Annotated in this window: 20 protein-coding genes and 2 pseudogenes; 13 read left to right on the forward strand and 9 right to left on the reverse strand. The window is 29.5% G+C overall.

The features are described 5' to 3' along the window. Positions 1-979 precede the first annotated feature (979 nt). Positions 980-1218: pseudogene (locus OCHUTO_RS06270) on the forward strand (DNA adenine methylase); the annotation flags it as partial. 12 nt (positions 1219-1230) lie between these two features. Here the strand turns inward: OCHUTO_RS06270 and OCHUTO_RS05735 are convergent. The 3 genes and pseudogenes from OCHUTO_RS05735 to OCHUTO_RS01720 all read right to left on the reverse strand — a co-directional run bounded on the left by OCHUTO_RS05735 (position 1231) and on the right by OCHUTO_RS01720 (position 5571). Next, entirely contained in the window at positions 1231-1404 is a 174-nt protein-coding gene (locus OCHUTO_RS05735; RefSeq protein ID WP_156961267.1) for a hypothetical protein, read from the reverse strand. Between the two features lie 8 nt (positions 1405-1412). Beyond that, a pseudogene (locus tag OCHUTO_RS01715) lies at positions 1413-2156 on the reverse strand (ankyrin repeat domain-containing protein). A 2662-nt stretch (positions 2157-4818) separates the two neighbouring features. Continuing rightward, the gene (locus tag OCHUTO_RS01720; protein WP_045797134.1) at positions 4819-5571 is read right to left on the reverse strand and encodes an MBL fold metallo-hydrolase; all 753 of its coding nucleotides are present in this window, start codon (positions 5569-5571) and stop codon (positions 4819-4821) included. Between the two features lie 102 nt (positions 5572-5673). Between OCHUTO_RS01720 and OCHUTO_RS01725 the strand changes: the two genes are divergently transcribed. Further along, entirely contained in the window at positions 5674-6339 is a 666-nt protein-coding gene (locus OCHUTO_RS01725; protein ID WP_045797135.1) for a phosphatase PAP2 family protein, read from the forward strand. Positions 6340-6755: 416 nt separating this feature from the next. Here OCHUTO_RS01725 and OCHUTO_RS01730 read toward each other — a convergent pair whose 3' ends face one another. Next, on the reverse strand, positions 6756-6995 hold the full coding sequence (locus tag OCHUTO_RS01730; RefSeq protein ID WP_045797136.1) for an exodeoxyribonuclease VII small subunit: 240 nt from the start codon (positions 6993-6995) through the stop codon (positions 6756-6758). Between the two features lie 53 nt (positions 6996-7048). Between OCHUTO_RS01730 and OCHUTO_RS01735 the strand changes: the two genes are divergently transcribed. Next, positions 7049-7330: an NADH dehydrogenase ubiquinone Fe-S protein 4 gene (locus OCHUTO_RS01735; protein ID WP_045797137.1), complete on the forward strand. Its 282-nt coding sequence runs from the start codon at positions 7049-7051 to the stop codon at positions 7328-7330. 16 nt (positions 7331-7346) lie between these two features. On the opposite strand, the gene OCHUTO_RS01740 is transcribed toward OCHUTO_RS01735, so the two are convergent. After that, on the reverse strand, positions 7347-8285 hold the full coding sequence (locus OCHUTO_RS01740; RefSeq protein ID WP_045797163.1) for an ACP S-malonyltransferase: 939 nt from the start codon (positions 8283-8285) through the stop codon (positions 7347-7349). A gap of 130 nt (positions 8286-8415) precedes the next feature. Between OCHUTO_RS01740 and OCHUTO_RS01745 the strand changes: the two genes are divergently transcribed. Both OCHUTO_RS01745 and OCHUTO_RS06760 read left to right on the forward strand, forming a co-directional pair. Next, on the forward strand, positions 8416-10326 hold the full coding sequence (locus tag OCHUTO_RS01745; RefSeq protein WP_232296923.1) for a lytic transglycosylase domain-containing protein: 1911 nt from the start codon (positions 8416-8418) through the stop codon (positions 10324-10326). A gap of 265 nt (positions 10327-10591) precedes the next feature. Next, positions 10592-10720: a hypothetical protein gene (locus OCHUTO_RS06760; protein ID WP_269745472.1), complete on the forward strand. Its 129-nt coding sequence runs from the start codon at positions 10592-10594 to the stop codon at positions 10718-10720. A 761-nt stretch (positions 10721-11481) separates the two neighbouring features. Here the strand turns inward: OCHUTO_RS06760 and OCHUTO_RS01750 are convergent. The 3 genes from OCHUTO_RS01750 to OCHUTO_RS01760 form a co-directional block, all read right to left on the reverse strand. Beyond that, positions 11482-12438, reverse strand: a complete 957-nt coding sequence (locus OCHUTO_RS01750) for an L-threonylcarbamoyladenylate synthase (protein ID WP_198139649.1) — start codon at positions 12436-12438, stop codon at positions 11482-11484. A 288-nt stretch (positions 12439-12726) separates the two neighbouring features. Further along, positions 12727-14499 (reverse strand): glycine--tRNA ligase subunit beta, encoded by a 1773-nt coding sequence (gene glyS, locus OCHUTO_RS01755; RefSeq protein ID WP_232296924.1) that lies wholly within the window; start codon positions 14497-14499, stop codon positions 12727-12729. Continuing rightward, positions 14492-15361 (reverse strand): glycine--tRNA ligase subunit alpha, encoded by an 870-nt coding sequence (locus tag OCHUTO_RS01760; RefSeq protein WP_045797139.1) that lies wholly within the window; start codon positions 15359-15361, stop codon positions 14492-14494. Before OCHUTO_RS01760 ends, glyS begins: the two co-directional genes overlap by 8 nt. 541 nt (positions 15362-15902) lie before the next feature. Between OCHUTO_RS01760 and tsa56 the strand changes: the two genes are divergently transcribed. The 8 genes from tsa56 (at position 15903) to OCHUTO_RS01800 (ending at position 24398) form a co-directional block, all read left to right on the forward strand. Next, positions 15903-17426: a type-specific antigen TSA56 gene (gene tsa56 / locus OCHUTO_RS01765; RefSeq protein WP_045797140.1), complete on the forward strand. Its 1524-nt coding sequence runs from the start codon at positions 15903-15905 to the stop codon at positions 17424-17426. Between the two features lie 102 nt (positions 17427-17528). Further along, entirely contained in the window at positions 17529-18221 is a 693-nt protein-coding gene (locus OCHUTO_RS01770) for an outer membrane protein (protein WP_045797141.1), read from the forward strand. A gap of 87 nt (positions 18222-18308) precedes the next feature. After that, positions 18309-19763, forward strand: a complete 1455-nt coding sequence (murC, locus tag OCHUTO_RS01775) for a UDP-N-acetylmuramate--L-alanine ligase (RefSeq protein WP_156961269.1) — start codon at positions 18309-18311, stop codon at positions 19761-19763. Continuing rightward, complete coding sequence (gene murB / locus OCHUTO_RS01780; RefSeq protein WP_045797143.1) at positions 19741-20643, forward strand: UDP-N-acetylmuramate dehydrogenase; 903 nt, start codon at positions 19741-19743, stop codon at positions 20641-20643. Before murC ends, murB begins: the two co-directional genes overlap by 23 nt. After that, a complete protein-coding gene (locus OCHUTO_RS01785) occupies positions 20624-21595 on the forward strand; it encodes a D-alanine--D-alanine ligase (protein WP_045797144.1) in 972 nt (323 codons plus the stop codon). The genes murB and OCHUTO_RS01785 overlap by 20 nt, the downstream gene beginning before the upstream one ends. Positions 21596-21605: 10 nt before the next feature. Beyond that, the gene (locus tag OCHUTO_RS01790; protein ID WP_045797145.1) at positions 21606-22418 is read left to right on the forward strand and encodes a cell division protein FtsQ/DivIB; all 813 of its coding nucleotides are present in this window, start codon (positions 21606-21608) and stop codon (positions 22416-22418) included. Between the two features lie 15 nt (positions 22419-22433). Beyond that, positions 22434-23558, forward strand: a complete 1125-nt coding sequence (gene recF / locus OCHUTO_RS01795) for a DNA replication/repair protein RecF (protein WP_045797146.1) — start codon at positions 22434-22436, stop codon at positions 23556-23558. Between the two features lie 210 nt (positions 23559-23768). Next, entirely contained in the window at positions 23769-24398 is a 630-nt protein-coding gene (locus tag OCHUTO_RS01800) for an ATP-dependent Clp protease proteolytic subunit (protein WP_045797147.1), read from the forward strand. A 670-nt stretch (positions 24399-25068) separates the two neighbouring features. Here the strand turns inward: OCHUTO_RS01800 and OCHUTO_RS01805 are convergent. Further along, positions 25069-25584: a coiled-coil domain-containing protein gene (locus tag OCHUTO_RS01805; protein WP_045797148.1), complete on the reverse strand. Its 516-nt coding sequence runs from the start codon at positions 25582-25584 to the stop codon at positions 25069-25071. Between the last annotated feature and the right edge of the window lie 151 nt (positions 25585-25735).

Raw genomic sequence — 25735 nt, forward strand, 5'->3', positions numbered from 1 at the left:
TATACTAGAGAGAGTAGAAAATTTTATTCCTAATGTTTTTAATGTTTCTAATTTTTCTACATCGAGCAATAATTGTTGCAGTACTCCTTGCAAAGCACCTAATTTATCATTATTAATCCTTCGAAGCATGCTACTAATACTACAACCTTAATCCGATTGGTTCAATTAGTTCATTAAATTTTGTTAAGTGTTTGAATTTTTAAAGTCATCCAACAGATTCTTAAAATGAGAATCTTCTTGAGAATCTTTTGGGTAATAAAATTCTGAAAAACTTCACTCAAAAAACTTATAGTTTCTGGATAAGTTTAACTCAGGTATTGATCACAATGCTCTTTAAAGGCCTATCGGCTTGTTGTGTTGTTTTAGTATGTGGACTCATATTACAAACTTTTGTTAGTGAAGATAATAGCCCATTAAACCACTCGCTATACTCATTTTCTAAATAAACAATAAAATTAATATAGTATATCTCGATTTAGAGTCAAGTTAATTCCTTAAAAAAGAAACTATTTTTAGTTATACTTGAAGATTTATTAAGTATTTGTTCGCTAGTGTTTTAGATAACTTATTTGTACTTTTCTGCAAATAGACTATCTAATAGTCAATCTAACTACCTTCTAATACTAACTCCTGGGATTATATTTGCTATAATAGGAAGAGAAAAGTGAAAATAGCAATTAAGAACACTTATACAAAAATATTAAAGAAATTAAACATATAGTTCATTGAGATTAAGGTTATCTCTCAGTTGAAGTATAATATTAAATTAGCACTTAACTTATAGCAGCATGTATTATAAAGTTATATTATCAATTCAGTTTTTTAAAATCATTTAAAAAAGCTTTGCAATAATGATTATTGCTGCTGTTAAAGCCTATTTTTTGCCATAATATACAGCAGAGATTATTTATAATAAAATTATGTCAGTAGCGCAATTATCAATAAACATTTTCTTCATTAGGTTGGCAGTAAAAGGAGAATTATTAATAAATTATTAGAACACCTTCCTTCGGGACTATACTATAATTAGTATGAACCTGGTGGAGGGGCTTTTCAAGTTAAGCATCTTTTTAAACAATGTTTTTTATCTGATATTAATCTTGATTTAATCACCAGCTATCACGCTGTAAAAAAGAATCCAGAAGAGGTTAATAGATTACTAAATCTATATCATGAAAACATTCAGAAAATTATTACTATAGAATAAGAGATAATTATTGTTAATATAACTTAATAATGTTTTAGACAATCATCATTCTGTAACTTCAGCAATTTATCTTCTTTTAAATGTGATGCAACTGATGTCAATTTACATCCTAATGCTTGTTGATCTTCACAGAGCTTAATTATACTTTTAGTTAGCTTTAAACGTTTAATTGTATCTGCAGTACTTATCTGCCTCACATGCAAAGCTAATTTGAAAGCAGTTCGTTCATCATTATATCTTGTATATTAACATCTGTACCTGCTTTTATAAGAACATTTACAGTGCCTGAATAACCTTTATTAGCAGCATAGTAAAGCAGTTTTTCCATCATTATCTTGTATATTAACATCTATTCTTTTATAAGAACATTTACAGTGCCTGAATAACCTTTATTGGCAGCATAATGTAAAGCAGTTTTTCCACCATTATCTTGTATATTAACATCTGCACCTGCTTTTATAAGAACATTTACAGTGCCTGAATAACCTTTATCAGCAGCATAATGTAAAGCAGTTTGTCCATCATTATTTTTTATATTAACATCTGCACTTCCAAGTATAAGCAGCCTGATAATTTCTGAATAATCTGCCATAGCAGCATAATGTGCAGCAGTACAATTATTCTTATCACCTATATTAAGATCTGCACCTGCAGATATAAGAGACTTAATAGCACTTAAATTACCAATCATAGCAGCCATCTGTAAAGCAGTTAATCCAATGTTAATAGCTTTTATATCAAGATTTATACCTGCTTTTATAAGAATATTTACTGCCTCTGGATTATGTTGTTGAACAGCAAATGGATGCGTAGGTTCTCCTGTATCTTGCTGTCCATGATATTCCTTAGCAAAAGCTTTTTCAACATTATCGAGATCAATTTTTGTATTAAATCTCAAATTGAATATAAACAGCTTATTTAGTAAGCTCTCACTGTAGTAACATAACATTGTTTTTCATCTCTAGCTTTAATAAATTATACCTACCCCATTAACATACTCCAATCTCAGATAAAATCTTGGAAAGAAGTAAATCTTTTAATCATTCCAATATTTTAATTAAAAAAGTTGTACTGGAATATCAAATGAACAACGTAATCATGTTAATGAACTTATCATTACTAACTATTAAACTTGCTAGTAATTAAATCCGCCATCCAAAACGCATATTAAGTAGCATATTGTTAGCAATTGTGCTACATTCAATGTCGAAATACTTTTAATAAGTCTACTGTTGCCTAATCTCTACACAACATAGTATAATACCTGTAACTATAGATACTAAGCATAGTTTAGCATGAACGCTATTTAATAATACTATTCCTAGACCTACTTCAGCTAGCACTATACTTCATTTATCTATAATTAAGCCTTCAAAATAACCTCGATATAATGACCAATATAACTTTTGTATATTATAACCATCTGTAGCTGTAATTATAGCATGAGAAAACTTATTCTACTAAGAAGTTAAAATTAGCTGAACATCTTTAAACGCAGATATTACATGCGATAATTAGGTTGCACACATGCACATTTCTTACTTATGCAAAGTTTTGTATTAGTTGGCATTATGGTTAAGAATTTCTAGTACATTCATTCTGTGCAACTTTGATATATACTGTCATTTGGTTCTCTAAACTAACTCTAGCATAAGTACCAGTTGATTTTTTTTACCTATGATTCAATGTTGCACCAATTATATACTGACCTGCACCTGCAATCCAACGTCCTAATGTTCTTCTTAAATCGTGTATTCTTAAATTTTCTATGCGCCTTTTGACAAATTTTATACCATGCTCTATATGGATACTCTAATTGTCCGCTTTTGCTACTATATTTGTAGCCCATTCACTTTTAGATTCTAATTTCCTCTTTTATAAGATTTCTATTACCTCTTCCGTATTTTTTTAACAAAATATATATTGTTCCATTTCATCTCTAACACATTTGTTTTTCTAGCTCCAGTATATAACGCTACGAAGCAGCGTATAATGCATGAATTTTTGTTAAAAATGAACAAACAAATACAAGTTATAATTTTTCTAGTAGGCAAGATAACATATACTATACAGTGCTAATACCAGATTATGTAAATCAAAAATTCAAAAATATACAAACATTAATGAGTGAGGTAGAACGAACTGAAACAAGAAGAAATACCAGCTATTAAAAGATATAGCAATATCTTCGCCAGATGATAAAGAGTTGAATTTAGATGATAGAATAGAGATTACACACCGAATAGTTAAGAAGATGAAATGGGTGAAACTGGAGTGCAGATAGATATTCATAAACCTCATAGAGGCGATAAACATGTACATGTTTACTACTAGAGATTCAAAGAAGAAGATGGAACAAGTTTAGGAGCAAAGGCTGTTGATTTAGAACCGCAATTTAGAACAACAAAAGGTAAGGCATTTATCATTCCAGAATCTAAAATTATTCATGAAAAGGTAAGTAACAAACGAATATTTTGCTGACTTAGGATTGGATAACAGAGTAGATCAGATAAGTACAGTACCAGCATATTGGTCCTATTGAATAAGAAGCTTTATTAATTAAATGGCCAAATAGTTACGAAAAGAGGCCCATCTTAAGATTATTAGCGATACTAATGAAGTATTAAATCATATAACGAATATCAATCTTGTTTTCACTAAACAGGATGTTGAAAGAGCTGTTAAAGATATGATAGCTAAAAGACAAATAATAGTCAGGCAAGTATTAAAATCAAATAGAGTATTAAAGTTATATCATGAAAATGGTCAAAATAGTGAATACTATATGACTAAAGAGGTTAAAAGAAGAAGCAGCAAGAATAAATTGCTAATAAAATCAATAATCAGATTCATTACAATGATATTTATCACCTAAAAATGATATAGGCAGCCTAACAAATATTAGTGAAGAGTAAGAGTTAAGGCGTATTTTGTTTAGTAATTTAAGATTGCTATAAGAGGCAGGGACAGAAAGTCATAGGGTTAGCCCCTACGCATATGCAAAAAACCTATTATCTTCATACTGCTACCATCTGCTATAAAATCAATCTTTCTATAGACAAAGTTTAATGCAATAGTTGTCGCAAAATTAGTTACGCTGCTCTGTTTAGTTATATAATTATGTATTTTTATATCATTACTGGCTTTGATTTCTTAATCTTCTATATTTTTTCCTTAAAAGCGTTTTGTAAATCTTGATTAGTAGGAATACCATAATCATGATTTAAATCTTGAGGAATTTGAGCAACTTTAAAGGCAATCTGTGCTACTTTATCTGAGTGGTTTCTAGTCCATAGAGCCCCTTTTTTTTGCTGTTTACTTCTGATGTTTGAGCAATAATTTTTTTAATACAAGTTTATTAATGTTACGATTGATAGTAGCAGGGTTTTGAGATACATAATAGTTTATTATACTATGGCTAAGTTGCTTCATTTCTTTCTTAGTCTTAGTTATTTCTTGCTTAATCGATTGTTGTTCAGGTAGGTTATTTTATACAAAATGTTTATCATATCCTCCACATTTGTTCTCATAGTTTCTTATCTATTTGTTTTTATTGCTAGACTATTTAATCATGCAAAATTATTCAATCCCCTACATACACTAGTATTTTTTCATTCTATAAAAAACTTTAATCCATCATAAGCTATATTAACATTTTCTGGCAGAATATGCTGAATTTGATAATAATCAATTGTATGATTCATATTTGTTAAATAAATTTTTTTAGGCATGAATTTTTTATTCCATTTAATAATCTCATCTAATCCTGCATGAGCATCAGTTGCTATTTTTTGCAAACAATCTAGCACCCAAACATCAATCTTATGGAGAAATTGATGACTTTTTTCAGGAAATTCTCTAACATCATTTGAATAAACAAAATTTTTAATTCTTATTCCTAAGCTATTAATTTCTCCATGATTTTGCTGAAAAGTAATTATTTCTTTACCATTAATATTAATCATACTATAGTCATCGATTTTTATAGCATTCAACAAATTTTTTTTAAATAAATAACTATAGTTTTTAGTAATATAATCTATAGTTTCCACATTAGCATAAACATCTAAAGCACAACTATTTTGATATGCAAAAACTCTTAAATTATCTATACCTGCTACATGATCAGAATGACGGTGAGTAAGAATTACAGCATCCAGCTTTGTAATATTAGCTCTTAACAATTGAAACCTAATATCACAACCACAATCAATTAAAATTGAAACTTCGTTATTATATTGAAGGTATAAAGATGATCTTAACCTTTTATTAAACTCAGTATCAGAAATGCAAACTGAGCATTTGCAGCCAACAATAGGTACTCCTAAAGATGGCCCACATCCTAAAACAACAATTTTCCACATAAATTTTTACAAAATATCTTTAAAATTATATTGATTAATACTTACTTAACATATAATATAAACACTAAAATATATATAAAATATAACAGGAAAATAAAAATCATGAAAGCATGGTTATATGATTTTAATGGGTGGAATGTTAAGTTATTCTTAATAATTAATCAAATTACGAATAGTAATGAATATATAGCTAAAATATTCTATTATATTTCTAGAATATTCTATGCTAAAAATTTTACAATATATTATTTATTACTAGCTTTTTATTTTTTTTCTAAACTTAGAAATTATTACAGTGAAGACCGTGCTCGGCAATTTAATATAACTTTCGATTATTTGTTACATGTGGGAGCAGCATATGTAATGTTTTTACTGATATATAACAAATTAAAGCATCTGTTTAGTTTTACTAGACCTTGCTGCTCACTATCAGAAATACAAACAGTTATAGATTTTAAAACAGAATATATTAATTGCTTTACTAGTTTCCCCAGTGCTCATACTGGAATCGCATTTTTTATCACATTTTTTTTATGGGATAAGTTAAATACAATAGGCAAATTTATAGGAGTAATAGTAGTTGTAATGGTAGGAGTATCAAGAATAGCATTGGCAATGCATTATCCAGCTGACGTTATATATTCTTGTATTATTACAGCAATAATTATATATATTGTTAAAATTATACTAAACATAAAAATAATAAGAACATTTACACAGGCTATTCAAAATAAAATATATATGCTAGCTTCTAAAATTATGAATTGATAGGCTAAAACGATTTGCTTTTCTCTTAAAGGTTTAATATGCTTTTCTGTATAAAGAAAAGCAATAACAAATATAAGAACAACAAAGTGCTTATAATTTGCCTAATAAATCAGAAAAGGAAGTATTAGCATCAAGGTATAAAGCATATATGAAGTTAATTACTTAATGAGCTATAACAGCATATGCAATATTAAGTACTGTTTTTTTTATAGTCAATATAAAGATTAAGATAATAATAGAAGAAAATTGCAATATAGAAGGCATATAAAATCAAAGAATTATTCCACTCTTTCAAGACACATTATTTTCAATATATCAATTACATCATTTAAATCATTTGTGTAACTTTATTAATTCTTTTATTTATATAAAAATCAGCATTTTAAATAACTTAATGCTCTGAAAACAGCAAAGTTTTATAATTTTACTTCAGTGCTGCTTACATTGTTTGCATTGTCATTAACTACTTTTTCAATTCTAAACTTAGCTTCGCTTAGTTTTTTTTCACAATGTTTCTTTAGAGCAGCCCCTCTTTCAAAAGCTTTAATAATATCCTCTAGCTTTTCCTGCCCAGAATCTACTATTTTAACTATTTGTTCTAGCTCATTTAATGCTTCCTCAAAGCTCATATCATCAATAGATTTTTCTTTATTCATTAATAATTATAATTTAGAATATAAATTTTAATTTAACACTATTAATACTAAGTATGCAAGTTAGAATTTATCAACTATCTAAATCACCAACTCAATCAGGTTTAACTAGTAAGCTTTGGGTAGTAGATTTCTACTGCGGGGAACAAAATAACAGATTTATTGATAGAATACTAGGATGGACTGGTACTACTAATCCCCAAGCTGCAACAATAATTCACTTTAATAATAAATCAAGCGCAGTAAAATTTTGCCTTAATAACTATTTGGATTATGAATTAATTACACCTAAGCCTCGAAAATTGATTCCAAAAAGCTATGCAGAAAATTTCAAGTAACATTTACACAATGATATTATATATTTTTCAAGAAAGAATCAATTTCATGTATTGAGTTAATACTACTGCATTTAAAATTATATTGCCCTTGTTTAGCTAAATTAATTAAAACTTTTCCAGGTCCTATTTCAACAAATCTACTAACATTTTTTTTTTGCAATAAATTTAAAATTTCCCGCCATCTTACAGTCCTTTCTATCTGTTTTATTAAGCAATTTTTAATGTCAACTGGCATAGTAACAATATCGGCACTATAATTAGCAATAACTGCAGTTTTAGGGGGCTTAATATCTGCTTTGTCGATCGCTTGCTGAAATATTTTTGTAGCTTTTGCCATTAATGAACAGTGAAATGGGCCGCTTACATTTAATCTGATAGCTTTTTTTCCATAAGCACGTAACATTTCTATTGCTAAATTAATTGCAGCAGTATGACCACTAATAACTACCCGCCCCAATATATTATCATTAGCAATCTCACATACTCCAATAGTGGAACAATGCTTAAGAATAGGCTTCAATTCTTCCATAGTAATGCCAAAGCAAGCTGCCATATTACCACTGCATTCAGATGCTGCAGCATGCATAGCATCGGCTCTAACTTTTAATAATTTTGTAACACCATATAATGGTAAACTATCTGCAGCACATAGCGCACTATACTCCCCTAAAGAATGACCAGCTACATAATCTGCTATTTGAAAACATTTTCTAGCAGACTGGTGTTCTAATACCCTGATTATTGCCATTGACATTGCCATAATTGCTAATTGAGCATATTTAGTTAAAGTTAGAGTATTAATAGGCCCATTAAACATAATATTTGTTAGTCTTTCAGACATAACATCGTTTATTTCATGAAAAACATCCCTAGCTACAGAAAAATTCTCATATAAATCTTTTCCCATACCAACAAATTGTAATCCTTGACCAGGAAAAGCAAATACTGTATACATAAGATATACCTTCATTCTATAGATTTTAGAGATAATATATAATATGAAAATTATTAAATTAATCTTTCTCATCATTATTATCAATATTTATTTATTGTATTCAGTATTGTCTCAAGAATCATATGAAAATATGACATATCAGCATTTGAAAAATAAGCAGTGGGATGATGCTGTGTTATCTGCTAAAAATTCTGATAATAAAATTTTATACAACATAGCTTTATCGCAAAAATTTCTGCATCATAATAATGATATAACATTAGAAGAGATTACAGATTTTCTACAAGCTAATCCCAATTATCCACAAGAAAAATCTATAGCTAGACAAGCTGAAAAAGTTATTAATAATTTTACTGACCAAAATCTAATAATTACATGGTTTAATAAAAATCATCCTCAAACAGCTAGAGGCCATTACTATCATGCTTTAGCAGCGCAGAAAAATATAGTAGATCTAAATATAAGAAAGAAGATAATACATACAGCTTGGAAATTTTGTGATACAGATTACATAGTGCCCTTTTTAGATAATTTTGCTCATCTATTAACAAAAGATGATTATTATGCTAAGGTAGCGCAGTTTATATTAGCAAATAAACTTACTAGTGCTAAAGCTTTATTAAGCAAAATCAGCAATAAAACCTTAAATCATCAGGTTTTAAACTTCATGATTGCAGCAGCAAATAATAATGCTAACACAGCAGATTTATTTGCCAAATTACCAATGGATTATAGATATAAAAATGAGGTGTTATATAGCTTTTTAACTTACAAGCTAAAAAATAATGATTATACTATTGAACTAGAGCAACTTTTTGCTCAAGTTATGGAATCAAAAATTACAGATAATTTTTTATTTTCTCCAGATTTATGGTGGCAATTAAGATCAACCGCTGCAAAGGGATTGCTAACTACTAGTAATTACTCTGCTGCTTATAATATTGTAAAAGACGCTACAACTAATAATTTACGCGATTCTATTGAAGCTTGCTGGCTTGCTGGATGGATTGCTCTTAGATTTTTAAATAACTCAACTGATGCTATTACCAATTTTATTAAGATGACACAAATAGTTACACAACCTATAGACATCTCAAAGGCATATTACTGGTTAGGTAGATCTTACCAAGCAGCTGCAAACAATCAAGCTGCTCAAAATTATTATAAAGAAGCTGCACAGTATCCACATACATTCTATGGGCAATTAGCTATGCTTGAAACTGAGAATAAAATTTTACCACTTTTTTCTGATTCTCAAATTGATATAAAAAATGTTGAATTTAGCGATATTGAATGCATAATAGCTGCGGAAATGTTGCTAAGCCATGATTTACTAGCATTATCAAAAATATATGCGATACAAGCTATAAAACACGCTAAAAACAATATCGAAATTTATGCCATTATACGCAGACTAATTAACATGAAAGAATTGATTGGCATAAAAGAAGTGTCTTATATTGCCATGCTAACTAAATTTGCTGCATGTGAATCGTTATTTTCTACTCACTATTCTTATCCTACTCCATATCACATGATAGATTCTTATATAGATAAGGACATACTATATAGCACTATTAGACAGGAATCAGTGTTTGATCAATGGGCTATCGGAGCATCTAATGATCAAGGATTGATGCAAATAATGCCTGCGACAGCACAAGAGGTTGCTACTAAATTTTTAAAAGTTCCGCATATAACCACTAAGCTAATTGATGATCCTAGCCATAACATTAAACTTGGTAGTTACTACTGGAAAAGAATGTTAGAGATTAATAATGGTTCATATATACTAGCTACTGCTTCGTATAATGCTGGTCCATCTCGAGTTAGAGGTAGAACAGGAATGAAGGGTTGGATAGAAATATATGGTGATCCATGCAAATATAAAGATGATAAGTATAAGGTGATTGATTGGATAGAAATGATTCCATTCAATAAGCGAAACTATATACAAAGAGTGTTAGAAAATATTCACGTATATAGAGCTGTTCTTAGTAAGCAAAGTAATGAAATATATTATATTGATTTTTTGTTTTGATTAAATTCCCTATTTACATTAAAGATATTTAATTTAAAAGACTTTTGAAACTTAAATATAATAAGCAATTCTTTATTAATATCATTGTCTATAGGTAAAATTGGTCTTGTAAAGCAGATAGAATCAGTATGAAGATGAAAATAGGTTTTGCATAAAACTGATTGTGCACCCTATAATTCTACCTTTTGAATAAAAATTTTAGAATAATTTGTAAAAATGTTATTTTCTAGAATCACTGCTATAGCTATATTTTTGGAGGCACAAAATGCAACATACAGTATACGATATTATAATTAATGATTGTAATATTGCTAAAAATAACAGTAGCAATATTGGCATAATTTTTTTTATCGTTTTATTGGAAATTTTATTCCAGCAGGGTGGAAAAATCTGATTGGAGATAATGGAAAAGCTTTAAGCAAAACCTGTAAACAACTCCTATCATTCATAGTATTTATACTGCAGCGCTATTATAACAACAATATAGAGGAATTACAGGAGAGTTATAAGCTTTTTTTGAGGATAAGTTAAATGTTTGTCAACGCAGGGTTGGTAATGCTTGGTAGAATTAACATTGTCTATTGAAAAGGCCTCAAAGGCATATTCAATACAAAGAAGAAGAATTTTTATTCAAAAGGTCGAATATAGGGAGCATAATCATTCTTATGCAAAACCTATTTTCATCTTCATACTGATTCTATCTGCTTTACAAGATCAATTTTACCTATAGACAATAATTATGCAAAAAACATATTCTATACCGAGCGCACATATTCAAGCTCAAAATAATTTTTTAACATACTGAATACAGCTTCAACAATTGAATGTGTATGTAGTAAAAAAATAGAGACAAGAGTTTATTTCCCATATTTTATGTTATCACTTTAATCTTTGATTATCAAGATCAGGAAACAATTTTTGTTTTAAATAGCATTTAAATAACAAATTAGTAATATGCTTGGTGAATTCAGGAATATAGGTTTATCATCTGCATTTTCTTTAGTTAGTTTAAGGCCTTGGATTTTCCATTGTTCATTAATTAATAAATGTAATGTTAATTTCCAAAATCAACCTTTACTAGGTTGCCTAAGAGCTGCAATATTACAATAAATAATGCTATTTTGTTAACTATAATTGTTAACTATAAGAGGATACTTAATATGTACTTGCGCGATTAAGTTTATCATTGATTGCAACTCCTATGCCTATGTTAGGTATAGGAGCAATAGCGATAGTATTAACTTGATTGAGAGGATTTTGTGCATAATTGTCTAGTTGGTGTAACATATGATATAAGTTTGTTGCTGCTTCTATTAAATTAGTGCTTGGGCTGAGGTTTAAACAATACTTTCCTTGTAAAACATTACATCCATAATTTAATCCAACTTCTTTTGGAAAAAGCTTTATTGCGTTTAACCTGATTTTAGTAATAGGAGAATAGTGTTTTAACATCATTCCTGGGGCTTTTAACAAGTTATTATGTTGTTTTTTTTCTGGAGTAATAGAATTTTGCCCAGTGATAGTTCTTATTATTTCTTGGGTAATAAATCCATGACGTAATATTGTTGGCTTTGCAGTGGTAGTATCGATTATAGTAGATTCTAGTCCATAAGCAGATCTTTGCCCCTTAAGAATGAATATTTCTGGAGAATTTTGAAAATGAATATTAGCATGCTGATAGGTAGTCGGACTAAGATAACCTGATATATTAGCGCTTGGAGCAGCAATTGGTTTTTGTGTTAATTGTAGTAATCTAAGGGCTGTTTTATGAGCTGGAATTCTAATTGCTACAGTATCAAGATTTGCTGTAGCTTTGCTGCTGATTTTTGCAGATTTGTTAAGTGGTACAATTAGACTAATTGGGCCTGGCCATAAAGTTGCTAGTTTTATAGCAAGATCATTAAATATGCCTATAGTTTGAGCAGCTTGTATGTTACTGACATGAATAATTAATGGATTATTGATTGGCCTAGCTTTTACTTTATAAATATTTTGGCAAGCGCTGTCATTGGTAGCATCAGCTCCTATGCCATATACAGTTTCAGTAGGAAATATAACTAATTTTCCTTCATTGATAAATTGAACAGCAGTATTTATATCACTTAATTTCACTATTAGTATATCTTGTTTATATTAGTTAGGTATAATACTCCATTATTTTGTAAAAAGGAGCTATATTATTACAAATCTGAACTACATATTGTAATATAATCTTGCGGTTATGGGTAAGTTGTTCATCAGAACTATTAACTTCTACATTATTTAGAAATTCTACAACTAGCAAACTTAAAGCTGATAATTGATCAAGATCTGAATTAAGATTTTCAGTTGAGAATTGAGCTGCTGATTCTTTAATGTTAATATTTTGAATTTGTTGATATAGTATTTTTTCTTGTTGAGTTATAATTTACTAATATCAATTTTTGTTTGATGAGTGTTTTTATCTTTAATGATATTAAATGCTCTTTTATATGATTGAAGAAATTTTTGTCCTTTTGATGATGCTAAAAATGTATCCAGAATATTTATTTTTGATTCTAGTTCAGTAAGATTATCATAGTTATTGTGCTCGAATATTGTTTCAACTAACAATTTGTTAAACTTTGCTTTAAGTAGATATTTTGCTTTATCTATTATAAATAGTAGTACTTCTGTAATTAGATCATTAGTATAAATGTTATGAAGCTGATAGATAAAAGTCAATAAGTCTAATAATTTTATTTGTATTTTGTTAGTTAAAATTATTCTGACAATACTAAAAGCATATCTACGCAATGCGAAAGGATCTTTTGAGCTAGTAGCTCTTTCTCCAGCTAAATAAAGGCTAGTTAAACTATCTATCTTATCAGCTAAAGCTAGAATTGCTGCCTTACCATTAGGTACTTCATCATCAATGTTAATGGGAGAATAATGGTTACCTATTATATTGGCAATTGTAGCACCTAAATTATCATTTAAAGCATAGTATTTTCCTATTATTCCCTGCAGATTAGGAAATTCTTGTACAACTTCTGAAATTAAGTCTGATTTGCATAATTCAGCTGCAATAGCTAATTCTTGATCATTTGGAGCTAATTGGTTGCATATTTGTTTTATTCGCTGTACTTTATCAAATACACTGCCAATTTTTGTATGAAAAACTATTGTTTTTAATTTTTCTACTTTGCTAAATAATGTGAATTTGCAGTCTTGATTGAAAAAATATCTAGCATCAGTTAATCGTGATGATAATACTTTTTTATTTCCTTCGATAATATTGCTACAATCTGTAGGGTTAATATTAGTCACAAATAAAAAATGTGGAGATAGTTTATTGTTGTTGTCTCTTGTAGTAAAGTATTTTTGATGAGTTTGTACAGAAGTAGTGATAATTTCTTCTGGTAAAATAAGGAATTGATTAGGTATTGTACTATGCAATATAACAGGATACTCAACTAAACCAGCTACTTCATCAAGTAATTTATCATTATAATTTAAAGTAACGCTAAGTTTTTTACATGCTTCTTTTAGAGAAGATAATATAATGGATTTCCGCTCTAATCTATCCAATATTACAAAATTATTTCTTAAATTCTTAGTATAATCTTCCCAGTTATTAATAGCAAAGCTGCTTGGGCTGATAAATTTATGGCCAAAACTTTTGTTATTTGATGTTAAATGATGCCAACTAATTTTTAGTTCCTTATTATTAAAAACGCATAAGATATTTCTTAGTGGTCTAATCCAATTAATTTTATAATTGCCCCATTTCATTGATTTTGGCCAAGTATATTCCTTAATAGAGTTTAATATAAGTTCAGGTAACAGATCCTTAATATGCTGAGATGGAATAATATCAGTGTAAACATAAAACTGCTTATTATTAAATGTTTTTATAGTTAAATTTTGACTTGAAATAGACTTTGCTTTGCAAAATCCTTCAATAGCTGATTTTGTTGATCCGACTTGAGGGCCCTTATGCGTAATAGTTTTAGCAGCTAGTTTAATGCTATTAAACTCTGTGTGTAGAACAACTCTACATGGACCTATATATACTCGTAAATGATTAAAACTAAGATTTGCTAATTTAAAATTTTTTGTAAAAATTTCTTGAAATGTTAATTCAGCTTTTTTTTGCATTTTTGCTGGAATTTCTTCAGAGTAGAGCTCTAATATTAAACTGTAACTACGCATTTAATAAATTAAGATTTTTTCGATATTCATTACATACTATTTGAACAAGATTGCGCACTCTAGTGATATAGTTAGTTCGTTGAGCAGTTCCAATTACTCCTCTGCTATCAAGTAAATTAAATAAGTGGCTGGCTTTTAAACAGAAATCATATGCTGGTAGGGGTAGATTTTGTTTTACTAAATATTGACATTGTTGTTCAGCCTCTTCGAACTGCTTAAACAATATTTTTATATTAGCATATTTACGATTGTAAGCAGAAAATTGTTGTTCATTTTCTAGGTTAACCATTTCGTATGTTAAATCTGATTGATTATGCCAATTGATTAGTTTTATATCATCAACTTTTTGTATGTACATTGCTAATCGTTCAAGTCCATAAGTGATTTCAATAGGTATAGGATTACATTCTATACTAGCTATTTGTTGTAAGTATGTAATTTGTGAAATTTCCATTCCATTGCACCATACTTCCCATCCTAGACCTGAAGCTCCAAGGGTAGGGGACTGCCAATCATCTTCTACAAATCTAATGTCATTAGTTTTAGTATTGATATTAAGGTATTCTAAGCTTTGTAAATAAAGAGCTTGAGTATCATCTGGTGACGGTTTTATAATGACTTGAAATTGGTAATATTGTTGTAAACGATTAGGATGGCAGCCATATCTACTATCAGCTGGTCGCCTAGATGGTTGAACATAGGCTACATGCCATGAATTTGGTCCTAGTAACTTTATTACTGTAGCAGGATGAAAAGTACCAGCACCAACTTCAATATCATAGGGCTGTAATATAGCGCAACCTTTGTTACTCCAGAATTGCTGTAGATGCATTATTATTTGCTGAAAAGAAAGATTTTTCATTTTTCATACTTTAAAATATTAATGCGCTCTTTAAGGTATTTATAATTTTAGCAAGTTTATGGTTTGCTACTTATATAAATAAGCATAATCAAATGTATAATACTTATTGATTTATATAAAATATTATTTTACTATAAAAGCTGTTGCTATTTTAGTTAAAATTAATATTTAGTGCAAGAAAAATCATTAAGTAATATAATGTAATGGTTGCATGGAAAATGATATTATGCTATCTAAGATTGATTGTAATAAGGTGCTAAATTGCTTTTTTAAGTGCCTTTGATATAATAATTATATAATAATAATTGATTTCAGTTAATTGTTATTAAGTATTTAATATATAGAATAATGATTTTAAATTTATTAAGGTTGTTTAAAACGGTATTTTTAACACAGTGTTAATAGATTGTTTAAATTATTTTACAAATACTATTAAATAGTAGTGTACTAAATAATAGTTTTTTGATATAAAGATAACTATTGTGGCTGAATTAATTTAGAATTATTGCTACTAAAAAAATTAAATTTTAAGGAGATTAGAATGAAAAAAATTATGTTAATTGCTAGTGCAATGTCTGCCTTGTCATTGCCATTTTCAGCTAATGCAATGGAGTTTGGTGAGCTTGAGTGTGGTCCTTATGCTAGACTAGGTATTACTGGTGGAATGCTTGGAAGTGTAGAATCAAGTACTAGCTCTGCAGATAAAAAGATATCATTAAGTACTAGTTATCCATTTGGTGCTACAGTAGGAGCTGGAATGACAATTGCTCCAGGCTTTAGGGTAGAATTGAATGGTATGTACCTTATGAATGTAACAGGCAAAGTAGAGGCTTCTGGTAGCAAAGGTAATGCAGATTCCGGGGACGCTAATGTCGGTGCAACGATTATACATAAGAGAAAAAAACTTACGCCACCTCAACCTGTTGTAATGCCTATAAGTACAGATGATCGTAATCGTGCTATTGATATTATACGTCAAGTAGGAGCTCAGGTTCCTGCGCAAGAAAGGATTAATTGGTTGAGGGATTATGCTGGCATACAGTATATGGTGCAGGATCCTAATAATCCTCAGGGGCCGCAGATCTTAAATCCAATGTTACGGCAAATCGTTCGGGGTAATCCACATGCAGTTCCAAGAGCAGCAGCGCAGGATTTTGATATAAACGATCATGAGCAATGGAGAAATCTAGTAACTGGTATTGCTTTATCATTGGATGCTAATAAATCTGGTATTTCTTCTATTCAAGTGCTAAATACTCAGCTTTCTAAAATATATTCTGATATAAGGATATTTGCTAAAACAGCTGGTATTGAGCAGGTTTCTTATAATAATTTGCCTAATAGTGCCACTTCTCAGCAGATACAAGAGGCAATGCAGCAAGTTGAAACGTTACTGGAGGAAATTAGAGAATCCTTTGATGGATTTATGGTTAATGCTTTTGATCAACGAATTCAACTTGGTTTTGTAATGCCTGCTGCACCTGCAGCTGCAGCTGGGCAGCCGCAACCTCAGGCCCCAACTCCAGAAGCTGTCGCTTGTGCAGCAGTAAGAGCTTTAAATGGAAGTCAGTCTCTTAAAGATTTGTATAGAGATCTTAATAAGTTGCGTCGTCATGCAGGAATTAAAAAAGCAATGGATCAATTAGCTGATCAAGAAGATGATCAAAGTGGCGGTGGCGATAAGCCGTTAGTAGCTCCTTGTTCTAAAGCAGGTGGTTCTGAAGAAAAAGGAGGAAAAGATTCAAAAGAAGAACCAGAATTTGATCTTAGTATGATTGTAGGGCAAATTAAAGGTTATGCTGATATAATTACAACTGAGTCAATGTCAGTATATGCTGGTCTTGGAGCAGGTATAGCTCATACATTTGGTAAGGTAAATGGTAAGGATATTACAACAGGAAAAACAGGTATGGTTGTATCTGGCGCAGTTGGTGTAGCGGTTAATATTGCTGAGGGTGTATCAGCTGATATAGAAGCTGGTTATATGCATTGCTTTAATAAAGTAGAAGATAAGTATCAATTAGGTGCATATATGGCAAGTGCAACTATACGTTATAGTTTCTAGTTTTTTTTACTAGACTTTTTTTTCTTAAAAAAACAATATAAAAGCAGCTAAATAGTTTTTTAGCTGCTTTTATAAGTTAATAATAAAATATAAATTTAAGTTATGAAAAGAAAATTAATAGGTACCATTGCTGCTATTTCTTTATCATATTGTTCATCTTTATATGCAGCAGAAGATGATTGGTTGAGTTATTTAGAATATGATTACTATGCTAAGGTAAGTGGTATTGGATTAATACCAAATAGTTGGCAATCCAGCTTTCAAGATAATGATCTAGAATTTTTAAAATTTCCTTTTGGAATAAGTGGAAGTTTGGGATCTTATTTAAATAGATATCTTAGGGCAGAAGTTAGTGCTATGTGGCTGTTTGATATTACTACTAAACCAAAGCAAGGTTCAGATACATCAGATGCAAATATTATAAACAATCATAATAATAAGGAGGAAGAAAGTAGTTTATTAGCTCTTAATTCCGGAGTAGCATTATTAAGAGGGTATATTGATCTAGTTAAAATAGGGCCAGTTTCAATATTTATTGGAGGAGGAGGTGGAGCTTCTTATACTGGTGGTACAGTAGAAAATCATAAGATAGATTATAAACTTGATTTTTATAAAGAAGCTATAGTTGGAGTATCTGTTGAAATAACTGATGAAGTATATGTTGATGCTGAGTATAAGTATATGTGGATAAGTTGTATTACAGGAGAAAATGTAAATGGTAAACCATATACTAATTTTAAACCGTATGATTTCAATGGGCATTCTTTATCAGCTGGTGTTAGATTTAGCTTTTAGTTTTTTTTTATTATAGGGAAAAAAAGGTATTAGATAGGCATATCTCGCAATATGAAATTGTATACATAGGCTATTGTATTTACTGTTGTGAAGTTTTTTGCAAATAAAGAGCTTGCATCTAGTATTGTGCATATTGTTGGTATTGGTGGGATAGGTATGAGTGGTATTGCTGAGATAATGCATAATTTGGGGTATAAAGTTAGGGGATCGGATCTAACTATTAATCTTAATACTAAAAGGCTACAATCATTAGGTATTGAGGTAATGCATGGTCATAGTGCTAATAATATTAATGGAGCAGAAGTTATAGTTATATCTCCTGCTGTAAAGCAAAATAACCCTGAGTATCAAGCAGCAGTTTTAGCTAAAATACCAATAGTATCCAGGGCAGAAGTATTAGCTGAGTTGATGAGATCAAAAATTGCTGTAGCAGTTTCTGGATCTCATGGCAAAACTACCACAACAGCCTTAATTGCTTGCCTATTTGAGGCTTATAGATTATATCCTACTGTTATTACTGGTGGAATTATGAATAATAAAGCCACTAATGCTTATTTAGGTAATAGTGACTACTTTATTGCTGAAGCTGATGAATCAGATGCAACTCTTACAAAAATTCCTGCTACAATTGCTGTTATTACTAATATTGATACTGATCATTTAGATTTTTATAAGAATTTTGATAATTTAGTTAATACTTTTTATCAGTTTATTACTAATTTACCATATAATGGTTTTGCAGTAGCTTGTATTGATGATTTTACAGTACAAAATTTAATAAATAAAATGACATCTAGAAAGATTATTACTTACGGTATTAATTCTGAGAATGCTCATATTCAAGCATTTAATATTAGAACTGAGTATGATTATTCAATATATAATGTTAAAGTTAAAGTACCTAATTTTTATAATGAAATTTTGCAAATAACTTTGCCATCTTTAGGCGAACATAATGTACTTAATTCGCTAGCAGCAATAGCTGTTATTGTAGGATTAAATTTTGACTTAAAAGTTGTCAAGAATGGATTTAAAAATTTTAAAGGGATTGCAAGGCGATTTATGAAAACTGGAGAGTATAATAACATCACTATTATTGATGACTATGCTCATCATCCTGCAGAAGTTATAGCAACTGTGAATACAGCAAGGTGTCTTGCAGATAAAAAACAGGGAAGGGTTATAGCTATATTTCAACCACATCGCTACTCTAGACTAAAGTATTTATTTTCAGATTTTATTCATTGCTTTCAATGTGTAGATCAGTTATATATTTCACAAGTGTATAGTGCTGGAGAACAAGAAACATATAACTTATCTCATGTGTCTTTAGTTAAGGCTATTAAAGTTCATTACCAGAACGCATATGTTACAGCTATAAATGATTTGAATGAGTTGTTAGAAATTATTTATAGTCAAGCTAAGCCATATGACATTGTGTTATTAATGGGAGCTGGAGATATTACTCAATTTGCAGCAATACTGCCACAGCAATTATTATCAATGCAATGTATCTATAATGCTATCACTACCAAAAGTTAATGGCGAATACAGAGAAAATTTTAAATTATTTCCGCTTACCTGGTTTAAAGTAGGAGGAATTAGCAAAGTTTTTTATAAACCTAAAGATGAGCAAGATCTATCTTCTTTTTTAGTAAATTTACCACCTGATATTCAAGTTAATATATTAGGTGCAGGATCCAATATGCTTGTTAGAGATGGTGGTATTGATGGTGTAACAATTAAACTAGGACGAAATTTTAATGATATTAATCTTATTAAAAATAATCATTATGCTATCATTAGCGTAGGAGCTGGTACTTTAAATTGTAATGTTGCTAAATTTTGTCTACAATATGGCTTAGGTGGCTTGGAATTTTTATCTGGTATACCAGGTACAATAGGTGGAGGAATTGCTATGAATGCCGGAGCGTATGGACAGGAATTTAAAGATATTGTTTATTCTGTTGAAGCTTTTGATAGGTTAGGTAGTAAACATATATTTTTATGTAAAGATTTAAACTTTCAATATAGGCGATGCAATATGAATGGTTTTTTGATCTTTACAAGAGCTAATCTAATTTGTTATAATGACAGTCAAATAAGTATTAGTAAAAAGTTACAAAGAATAAAGACAGCTCGTAAATTAACGCAGCCAATCAATCAAAAGACTGCTGGCAGTGCTTTCTGTAATACTAGTAGTTATAAGGCTTGGCAATTAATAGATCAAGTTGGATTGCGTGGGTATACTATAGGTGATGCTCAAGTATCAAATTTACATTGTAATTTTTTAATTAATAATGGAAATGCTACTGCTAGTGATATTGAAAATTTAGGAGAGTTGATTCGTAAGAAAGTTTTTGATTGCACTGGTATAGAATTAGAATGGGAGATTAGGATTGTTGGAAACAAAAGCCCATAATTTACAAAGCCGCAACTCTATCGTTGAAATTATAACTAATTCAGGTAAAAAGCATATAGTAATTTTATATGGGGGGGGATCAGCTGAAAGAGAAGTATCATTAATGTCTAATGATAATGTTCAGGCTGCTCTTATCGCTAATGGATATCAGATAACTCGTATAGACGTTGGGCAGGATATTGCAATTAAGCTAGCTGAAATTAAGCGGCCATATGTAGTGTTTAATTGTCTAATTGGTACATATGGAGAAGATGGATGTATTCCTGGCTTATTAAATATTATGAATATACCATATACTCATTCTGGTGTGAAAACTTCTGCGACTGCGTTTGATAAGCAAATTGCTAAAACTATATTGCAATTCCATGGTATTAAAACCCCTGCTTGGGTAATTGTAAGTAGTACTGACAATATAGTTGATGATCCTATTCCAAGACCATATGTTATCAAGCCATTGCAGCAGGGATCAAGTATAGGTGTAAAGATCATGCGTACAGAAGATACATTTTTATTTAAAGATTATAATTTTCAATTTGGTAATAAGGTTTTAGTTGAAAAATATATTAAGGGTAGAGAGCTACAGGTAGCTTTGCTAGATGGTAAAGTGCTTGGAATTTTAGAAATTAAGATGCTTAAGAACAAAATCTTTTATGATTATCAAAGCAAATATAATGCTGGTTTTGCTGAGCATGTTATGCCTCCGATTCTTTCAGCTAGTATTACTAGTCAAATTATAAGCATTGCAGAAAAAGTATACAAAATTTTTGACTGTAGGGGGCCATGTAGATTAGAGTGTATATTGTCTGATATTGACAATGAGGTGTATGTTATAGAGTTAAATACTCATCCTGGTATGACATCTTTATCAAGCTATCCTGAAATTGCGCAATACCGAGGTATTAGTTTTAATACACTGATAGAAAAAATATTAATGACGGCTCAATACGATTAAATTAAATAAAATGTACAATAAAAGTACTACTATAGTAAATCAGACAAAAAAAATTACAAGGATTAGTATTCCCTTAAAGAGAGCTATTATTAACTATTATACTAAATGTTTATTAGTTATAAAAGTGATAATAGTAATACTAATTTTTGTATTATTATTTACTAATAAACTTAATTTTATACAGATAGAAATAACTAATAAATTGATTGGAATAGCTAGCGATTTTGGATTTAGACTTGAAAAAGTAATCATTGATGGCCAACAAAATGTTGCAACATCTAAAATTATGGCTGCAATTAATGCTGATACTGGAGCGCCAATATTTGATATTGATATTCAAAGAGTAAAAGCTGAACTTGAAAAAAATAGTTGGATACGTAATGCTATTGTAGAAAGAAGACTACCAAATACTATATATGTTGGTATTTTAGAAAGAAAACCAATAGCAATTTGGCAACTGAATAAAAAACTGTATCTTATTGATAATGAAGGAATAGTAATGCATACAGATAAAATTTCAGAATTCTCTTCGCTATTACATTTAGTTGGTCCTGGAGCTAACTTGCATGCTAATAAATTAATTCTTACCATTGGTTCAGAACCTAGCTTAGCTTCAAAAATCGTGTCCGCAGTAAGGTATGGTAATAGAAGATGGAATTTAATATTTCAAGAAAATATTACTGTTAAAATGCCAGAAGATGATTTTAATAAAGCTTGGCAATATTTAGTTAAGTTATTCCAGTCTAATAAGTTTTTTAATCAAAAATATAAAGTTTTAGATTTACGGGACTCATCAAAATATTATATTGAATATTGTAATTAACAGAATTGTACATTAATGACATTAGGTACGAGCTCAATATGCAGAATAACAAAGTTAGTACTACATGATTATCGTAATTTAACTGAATTAACTGTATCTTCACAATGTGATAAAATATTAATTGCTGGTATAAATGGTAGTGGTAAAACAAATTTATTAGAATCTATATCATTATTTGCTCCAGGACGGGGATTACGTGGTGCTAAATATGATGATATTTTAAGACGAGGACCAGGTAGTAATGATGTTGCTTGTCAGTGGATAGCTGAAATTACGTTACAAACGGCTATTAATATTGTTAAAATCTCAACTAATTACTATCGAAATACTGCTAAGCGTTACATAAAACTTAATGATAATACAATTGCAGGCCATAAGTTATTGGAGTTTGTCAATATGATTTGTATTACTCCGCAAATGGAAAGTGTTTTTCTTGATGGAATTACTCAAAGAAGAAAGCTTCTTGATAGGATAGTTTTTTTATTTGACCATAAGCATGCTGAGCGTGTTAATAAGTATGAGCATTACTTACGAGAAAGAATGATTTTATTAAGAACTAATCCTAGCCAAACTAGATGGATTAGTGTGATAGAAAACAGTTTAGCTAAGGTATCATTAGAAATTGCTTTGTGTCGCTATCAGGTTATTCGACAGTTGCAGCTATATTTAGATGAAATAGAGGCTCCATTTCCTAAGGTTAAACTCGATATTAAATGCCAGATAATGGAACTATATTTCCAAGAATTACCAAAAATATTGGAGTTAATTAGTAGTAGATTTTATGATTCCCGTACTATTGATTGTAACTCTGGCAAAAGCTGTTTTGGAGTTCACCGTAGTGATTTTAAAGTAACTCATATAGAAAAAAATCAACTAGCTCAATTTTGTTCTACAGGAGAGCAAAAAGCTTTATTGATTTCCCTGTTGATTGCACAGATGTTACAATACAGTAGAAATTATGGTAAATTTCCTATATTGCTGTTAGATGAGTTATTTATTCACCTAGATATAGAAAAAAGGCAGTACTTAGCAAATTTTTTAGCTCAATTTCCAGTGCAATGTTGGATTTCATCAACTGAACCAGATGATGCAAATCTATTTAATAACGGCTGTATTACTGATCTTATTATACTAACTTAAAATAAAGCTTTATAAATATTTGAATTAAGTTTTGATATTAATAATCAAAGCTTAAAAAGTGCTATTTTGCATAGTACTAATACTTGACAATCAGGCATATTATGTAAAAATTTCTTGTATCTAACAATTCTTAATATTTGTATATTACAAATGAGATGAGTAGCACTAAATTATACTGGAAATATTAATTTTAAATTAAGGATATATTTTATGGATAGTAATAAAACTTCTTTATATGTACCTATGGTTGTTGAGCAAACTAATCGTGGAGAGCGAGCTTATGATATTTATTCTAGGTTACTTAAGGAAAGAATTGTATTTGTATGTGGAGAAATAGAAGATCATATGGCAAATTTAGTAGTAGCACAATTGTTATTCCTTGAGGCTGAATCACCTGATAAAAAAATTTTTATGTATATTAATTCTCCTGGAGGAGTAGTTACTGCAGGTATGGCTATATATGATACAATGCAGTATATTAAGTCACCTGTATTAACATTATGTCTTGGGCAAGCATGCTCTATGGGATCATTGCTACTTGCAGCCGGGCAAAAAGGTATGCGTCATTGTTTGCCTAATAGCAGAATTATGATGCATCAGCCATCTGGTGGATTTCAAGGGCAGGCTACAGATATTCAAATTCATGCCCAAGAAATCCTTAAAATGAAAAAGACTATTAATAACTTGTATGTTCATCATACTAATCAGCCATTACAGGTAATAGAAGAAAGTATGGAACGTGATAACTTTATGGATCCAATAGCAGCAAAAGCATTTGGATTAGTAGATCATATAACTACAGAGCGTATCCAGGTGACAACAATGAATATTACAAAGTGAGTTTTATATGAAAATAAGCTATCCTTTTTTAAAGGAAAAAATATCTTCTGTGAAGAAAAAAGCTAAAAGATTAAATTTTTTTAATCTGAGTTTGATGTAATAAGAATACTTGAAAGTAAGAAGAATTATAGCGATAGTTTGATACAAGAAATAGGAAAAAATAAGTTTGAAAAAGATAAGAGTAACAAGTAGAATTATCCATCTAATAGAGATTGTTTGCTTAATTAATAGAAGATCTCAATAAAGAACAGGCTAAAATATATAGGAATAGTAAATATTACAACTCTCTTTACGTTTATATATAGTGTAAAAATATATATTTTTTGTGCTTTTTGCAAAAATACTTTTTAATTACTATGCCTTAGTGTTTTTATAAGACTGTTCATCTCGTATAATAATAGGAATATTGTAATGCCTGAGTAGCTAAAACTTACAAATGAACAAAAGAAAAATTTAAAATACAATACATTATTTTAAACATCTTGTAACTGATTCGATAGCAATGTTGGATCATCTAAAGATTGGTTGGACTTAGTTGATTATAACACCGTAAAAATTGAAAAATATTTCCTTGTAAAGCAGATCTGCGCCTTAGTATGTGCAATATTCTGCTTGCAATTAGATTAAAACCTTAGTTTTCAGATTCTTATCCTAGAAAATCTAAGATTAGTTAAATATCACTAAACTTTTCAAGCTTAGAGATGAAATTCTGAAAATCTATGTTAGGATTATCATCATTACTATCTATATCTAAACTACTTAAGGATAACATAGATACTTGTGATTGTTCTGATTCTATACTATCTTGCCTAGATGCTATTGGCTCATATAGCAATTCTTCTACTTGCTCTGTTATTACTTTAGATGCTGATATTATATCACACATTGCATTAAAGTCTATTTGTTGCAGTATTATACTTGCTAATTCATTTGATGGCTGTAATTCTTTTACTGAACTTGTTACTTCAGCTGTTACTTGCAATAATTGCGATACTAACTTTTCTAAATTGTTATATTCTGATCTTAGGGATTGCAATAAATTTTCTTTGTTTCCATCTGTTTCTATTTGTTGTACTGTTTGATTTAGTTGATCTTTTACCTCTTTATAGTCGCTTTGTAAAGATTTTAAGTTCTGTAATAATTCTTCTATATTATTATTTATATCGCTTTCCATTGTATTAACCATAAAAATTCAGTTAATGTTTTTCACTCGTTAAATAAGTAATTTAATATTACTTCATTGAAGTATAAAATTTATTAATCGAATGTCAATTATTAAATTAAATATATTTGCTTTTTGATTTTTTCTTATTGAATTATCTATCATATTGATCATT

Source organism: Orientia chuto str. Dubai (genome assembly GCF_000964595.1).
In the GTDB taxonomy this organism is placed as follows: Bacteria; Pseudomonadota; Alphaproteobacteria; order Rickettsiales; family Rickettsiaceae; genus Orientia; species Orientia mediorientalis.

Bases quoted from the DNA above. Each gene is read 5' to 3' on its own strand.
- OCHUTO_RS01720 (WP_045797134.1), bottom strand. From the start codon at position 5,571: ATGTGGAAAATTGTTGTTTTAGGATGTGGGCCATCTTTAGGAGTACCT.
- OCHUTO_RS01725 (WP_045797135.1), top strand. From the start codon at position 5,674: ATGAAAGCATGGTTATATGATTTTAATGGGTGGAATGTTAAGTTATTC.
- OCHUTO_RS01730 (WP_045797136.1), bottom strand. From the start codon at position 6,995: ATGAATAAAGAAAAATCTATTGATGATATGAGCTTTGAGGAAGCATTA.
- OCHUTO_RS01735 (WP_045797137.1), top strand. From the start codon at position 7,049: ATGCAAGTTAGAATTTATCAACTATCTAAATCACCAACTCAATCAGGT.
- OCHUTO_RS01740 (WP_045797163.1), bottom strand. From the start codon at position 8,285: ATGTATACAGTATTTGCTTTTCCTGGTCAAGGATTACAATTTGTTGGT.
- OCHUTO_RS01745 (WP_232296923.1), top strand. From the start codon at position 8,416: ATGACATATCAGCATTTGAAAAATAAGCAGTGGGATGATGCTGTGTTA.
- OCHUTO_RS06760 (WP_269745472.1), top strand. From the start codon at position 10,592: ATGCAACATACAGTATACGATATTATAATTAATGATTGTAATATTGCT.
- glyS (WP_232296924.1), bottom strand. From the start codon at position 14,499: ATGCGTAGTTACAGTTTAATATTAGAGCTCTACTCTGAAGAAATTCCA.
- OCHUTO_RS01760 (WP_045797139.1), bottom strand. From the start codon at position 15,361: ATGAAAAATCTTTCTTTTCAGCAAATAATAATGCATCTACAGCAATTC.
- tsa56 (WP_045797140.1), top strand. From the start codon at position 15,903: ATGAAAAAAATTATGTTAATTGCTAGTGCAATGTCTGCCTTGTCATTG.
- OCHUTO_RS01770 (WP_045797141.1), top strand. From the start codon at position 17,529: ATGAAAAGAAAATTAATAGGTACCATTGCTGCTATTTCTTTATCATAT.
- murB (WP_045797143.1), top strand. From the start codon at position 19,741: ATGCTATCACTACCAAAAGTTAATGGCGAATACAGAGAAAATTTTAAA.
- OCHUTO_RS01790 (WP_045797145.1), top strand. From the start codon at position 21,606: ATGTACAATAAAAGTACTACTATAGTAAATCAGACAAAAAAAATTACA.
- recF (WP_045797146.1), top strand. From the start codon at position 22,434: ATGACATTAGGTACGAGCTCAATATGCAGAATAACAAAGTTAGTACTA.
- OCHUTO_RS01800 (WP_045797147.1), top strand. From the start codon at position 23,769: ATGGATAGTAATAAAACTTCTTTATATGTACCTATGGTTGTTGAGCAA.
- OCHUTO_RS01805 (WP_045797148.1), bottom strand. From the start codon at position 25,584: ATGGTTAATACAATGGAAAGCGATATAAATAATAATATAGAAGAATTA.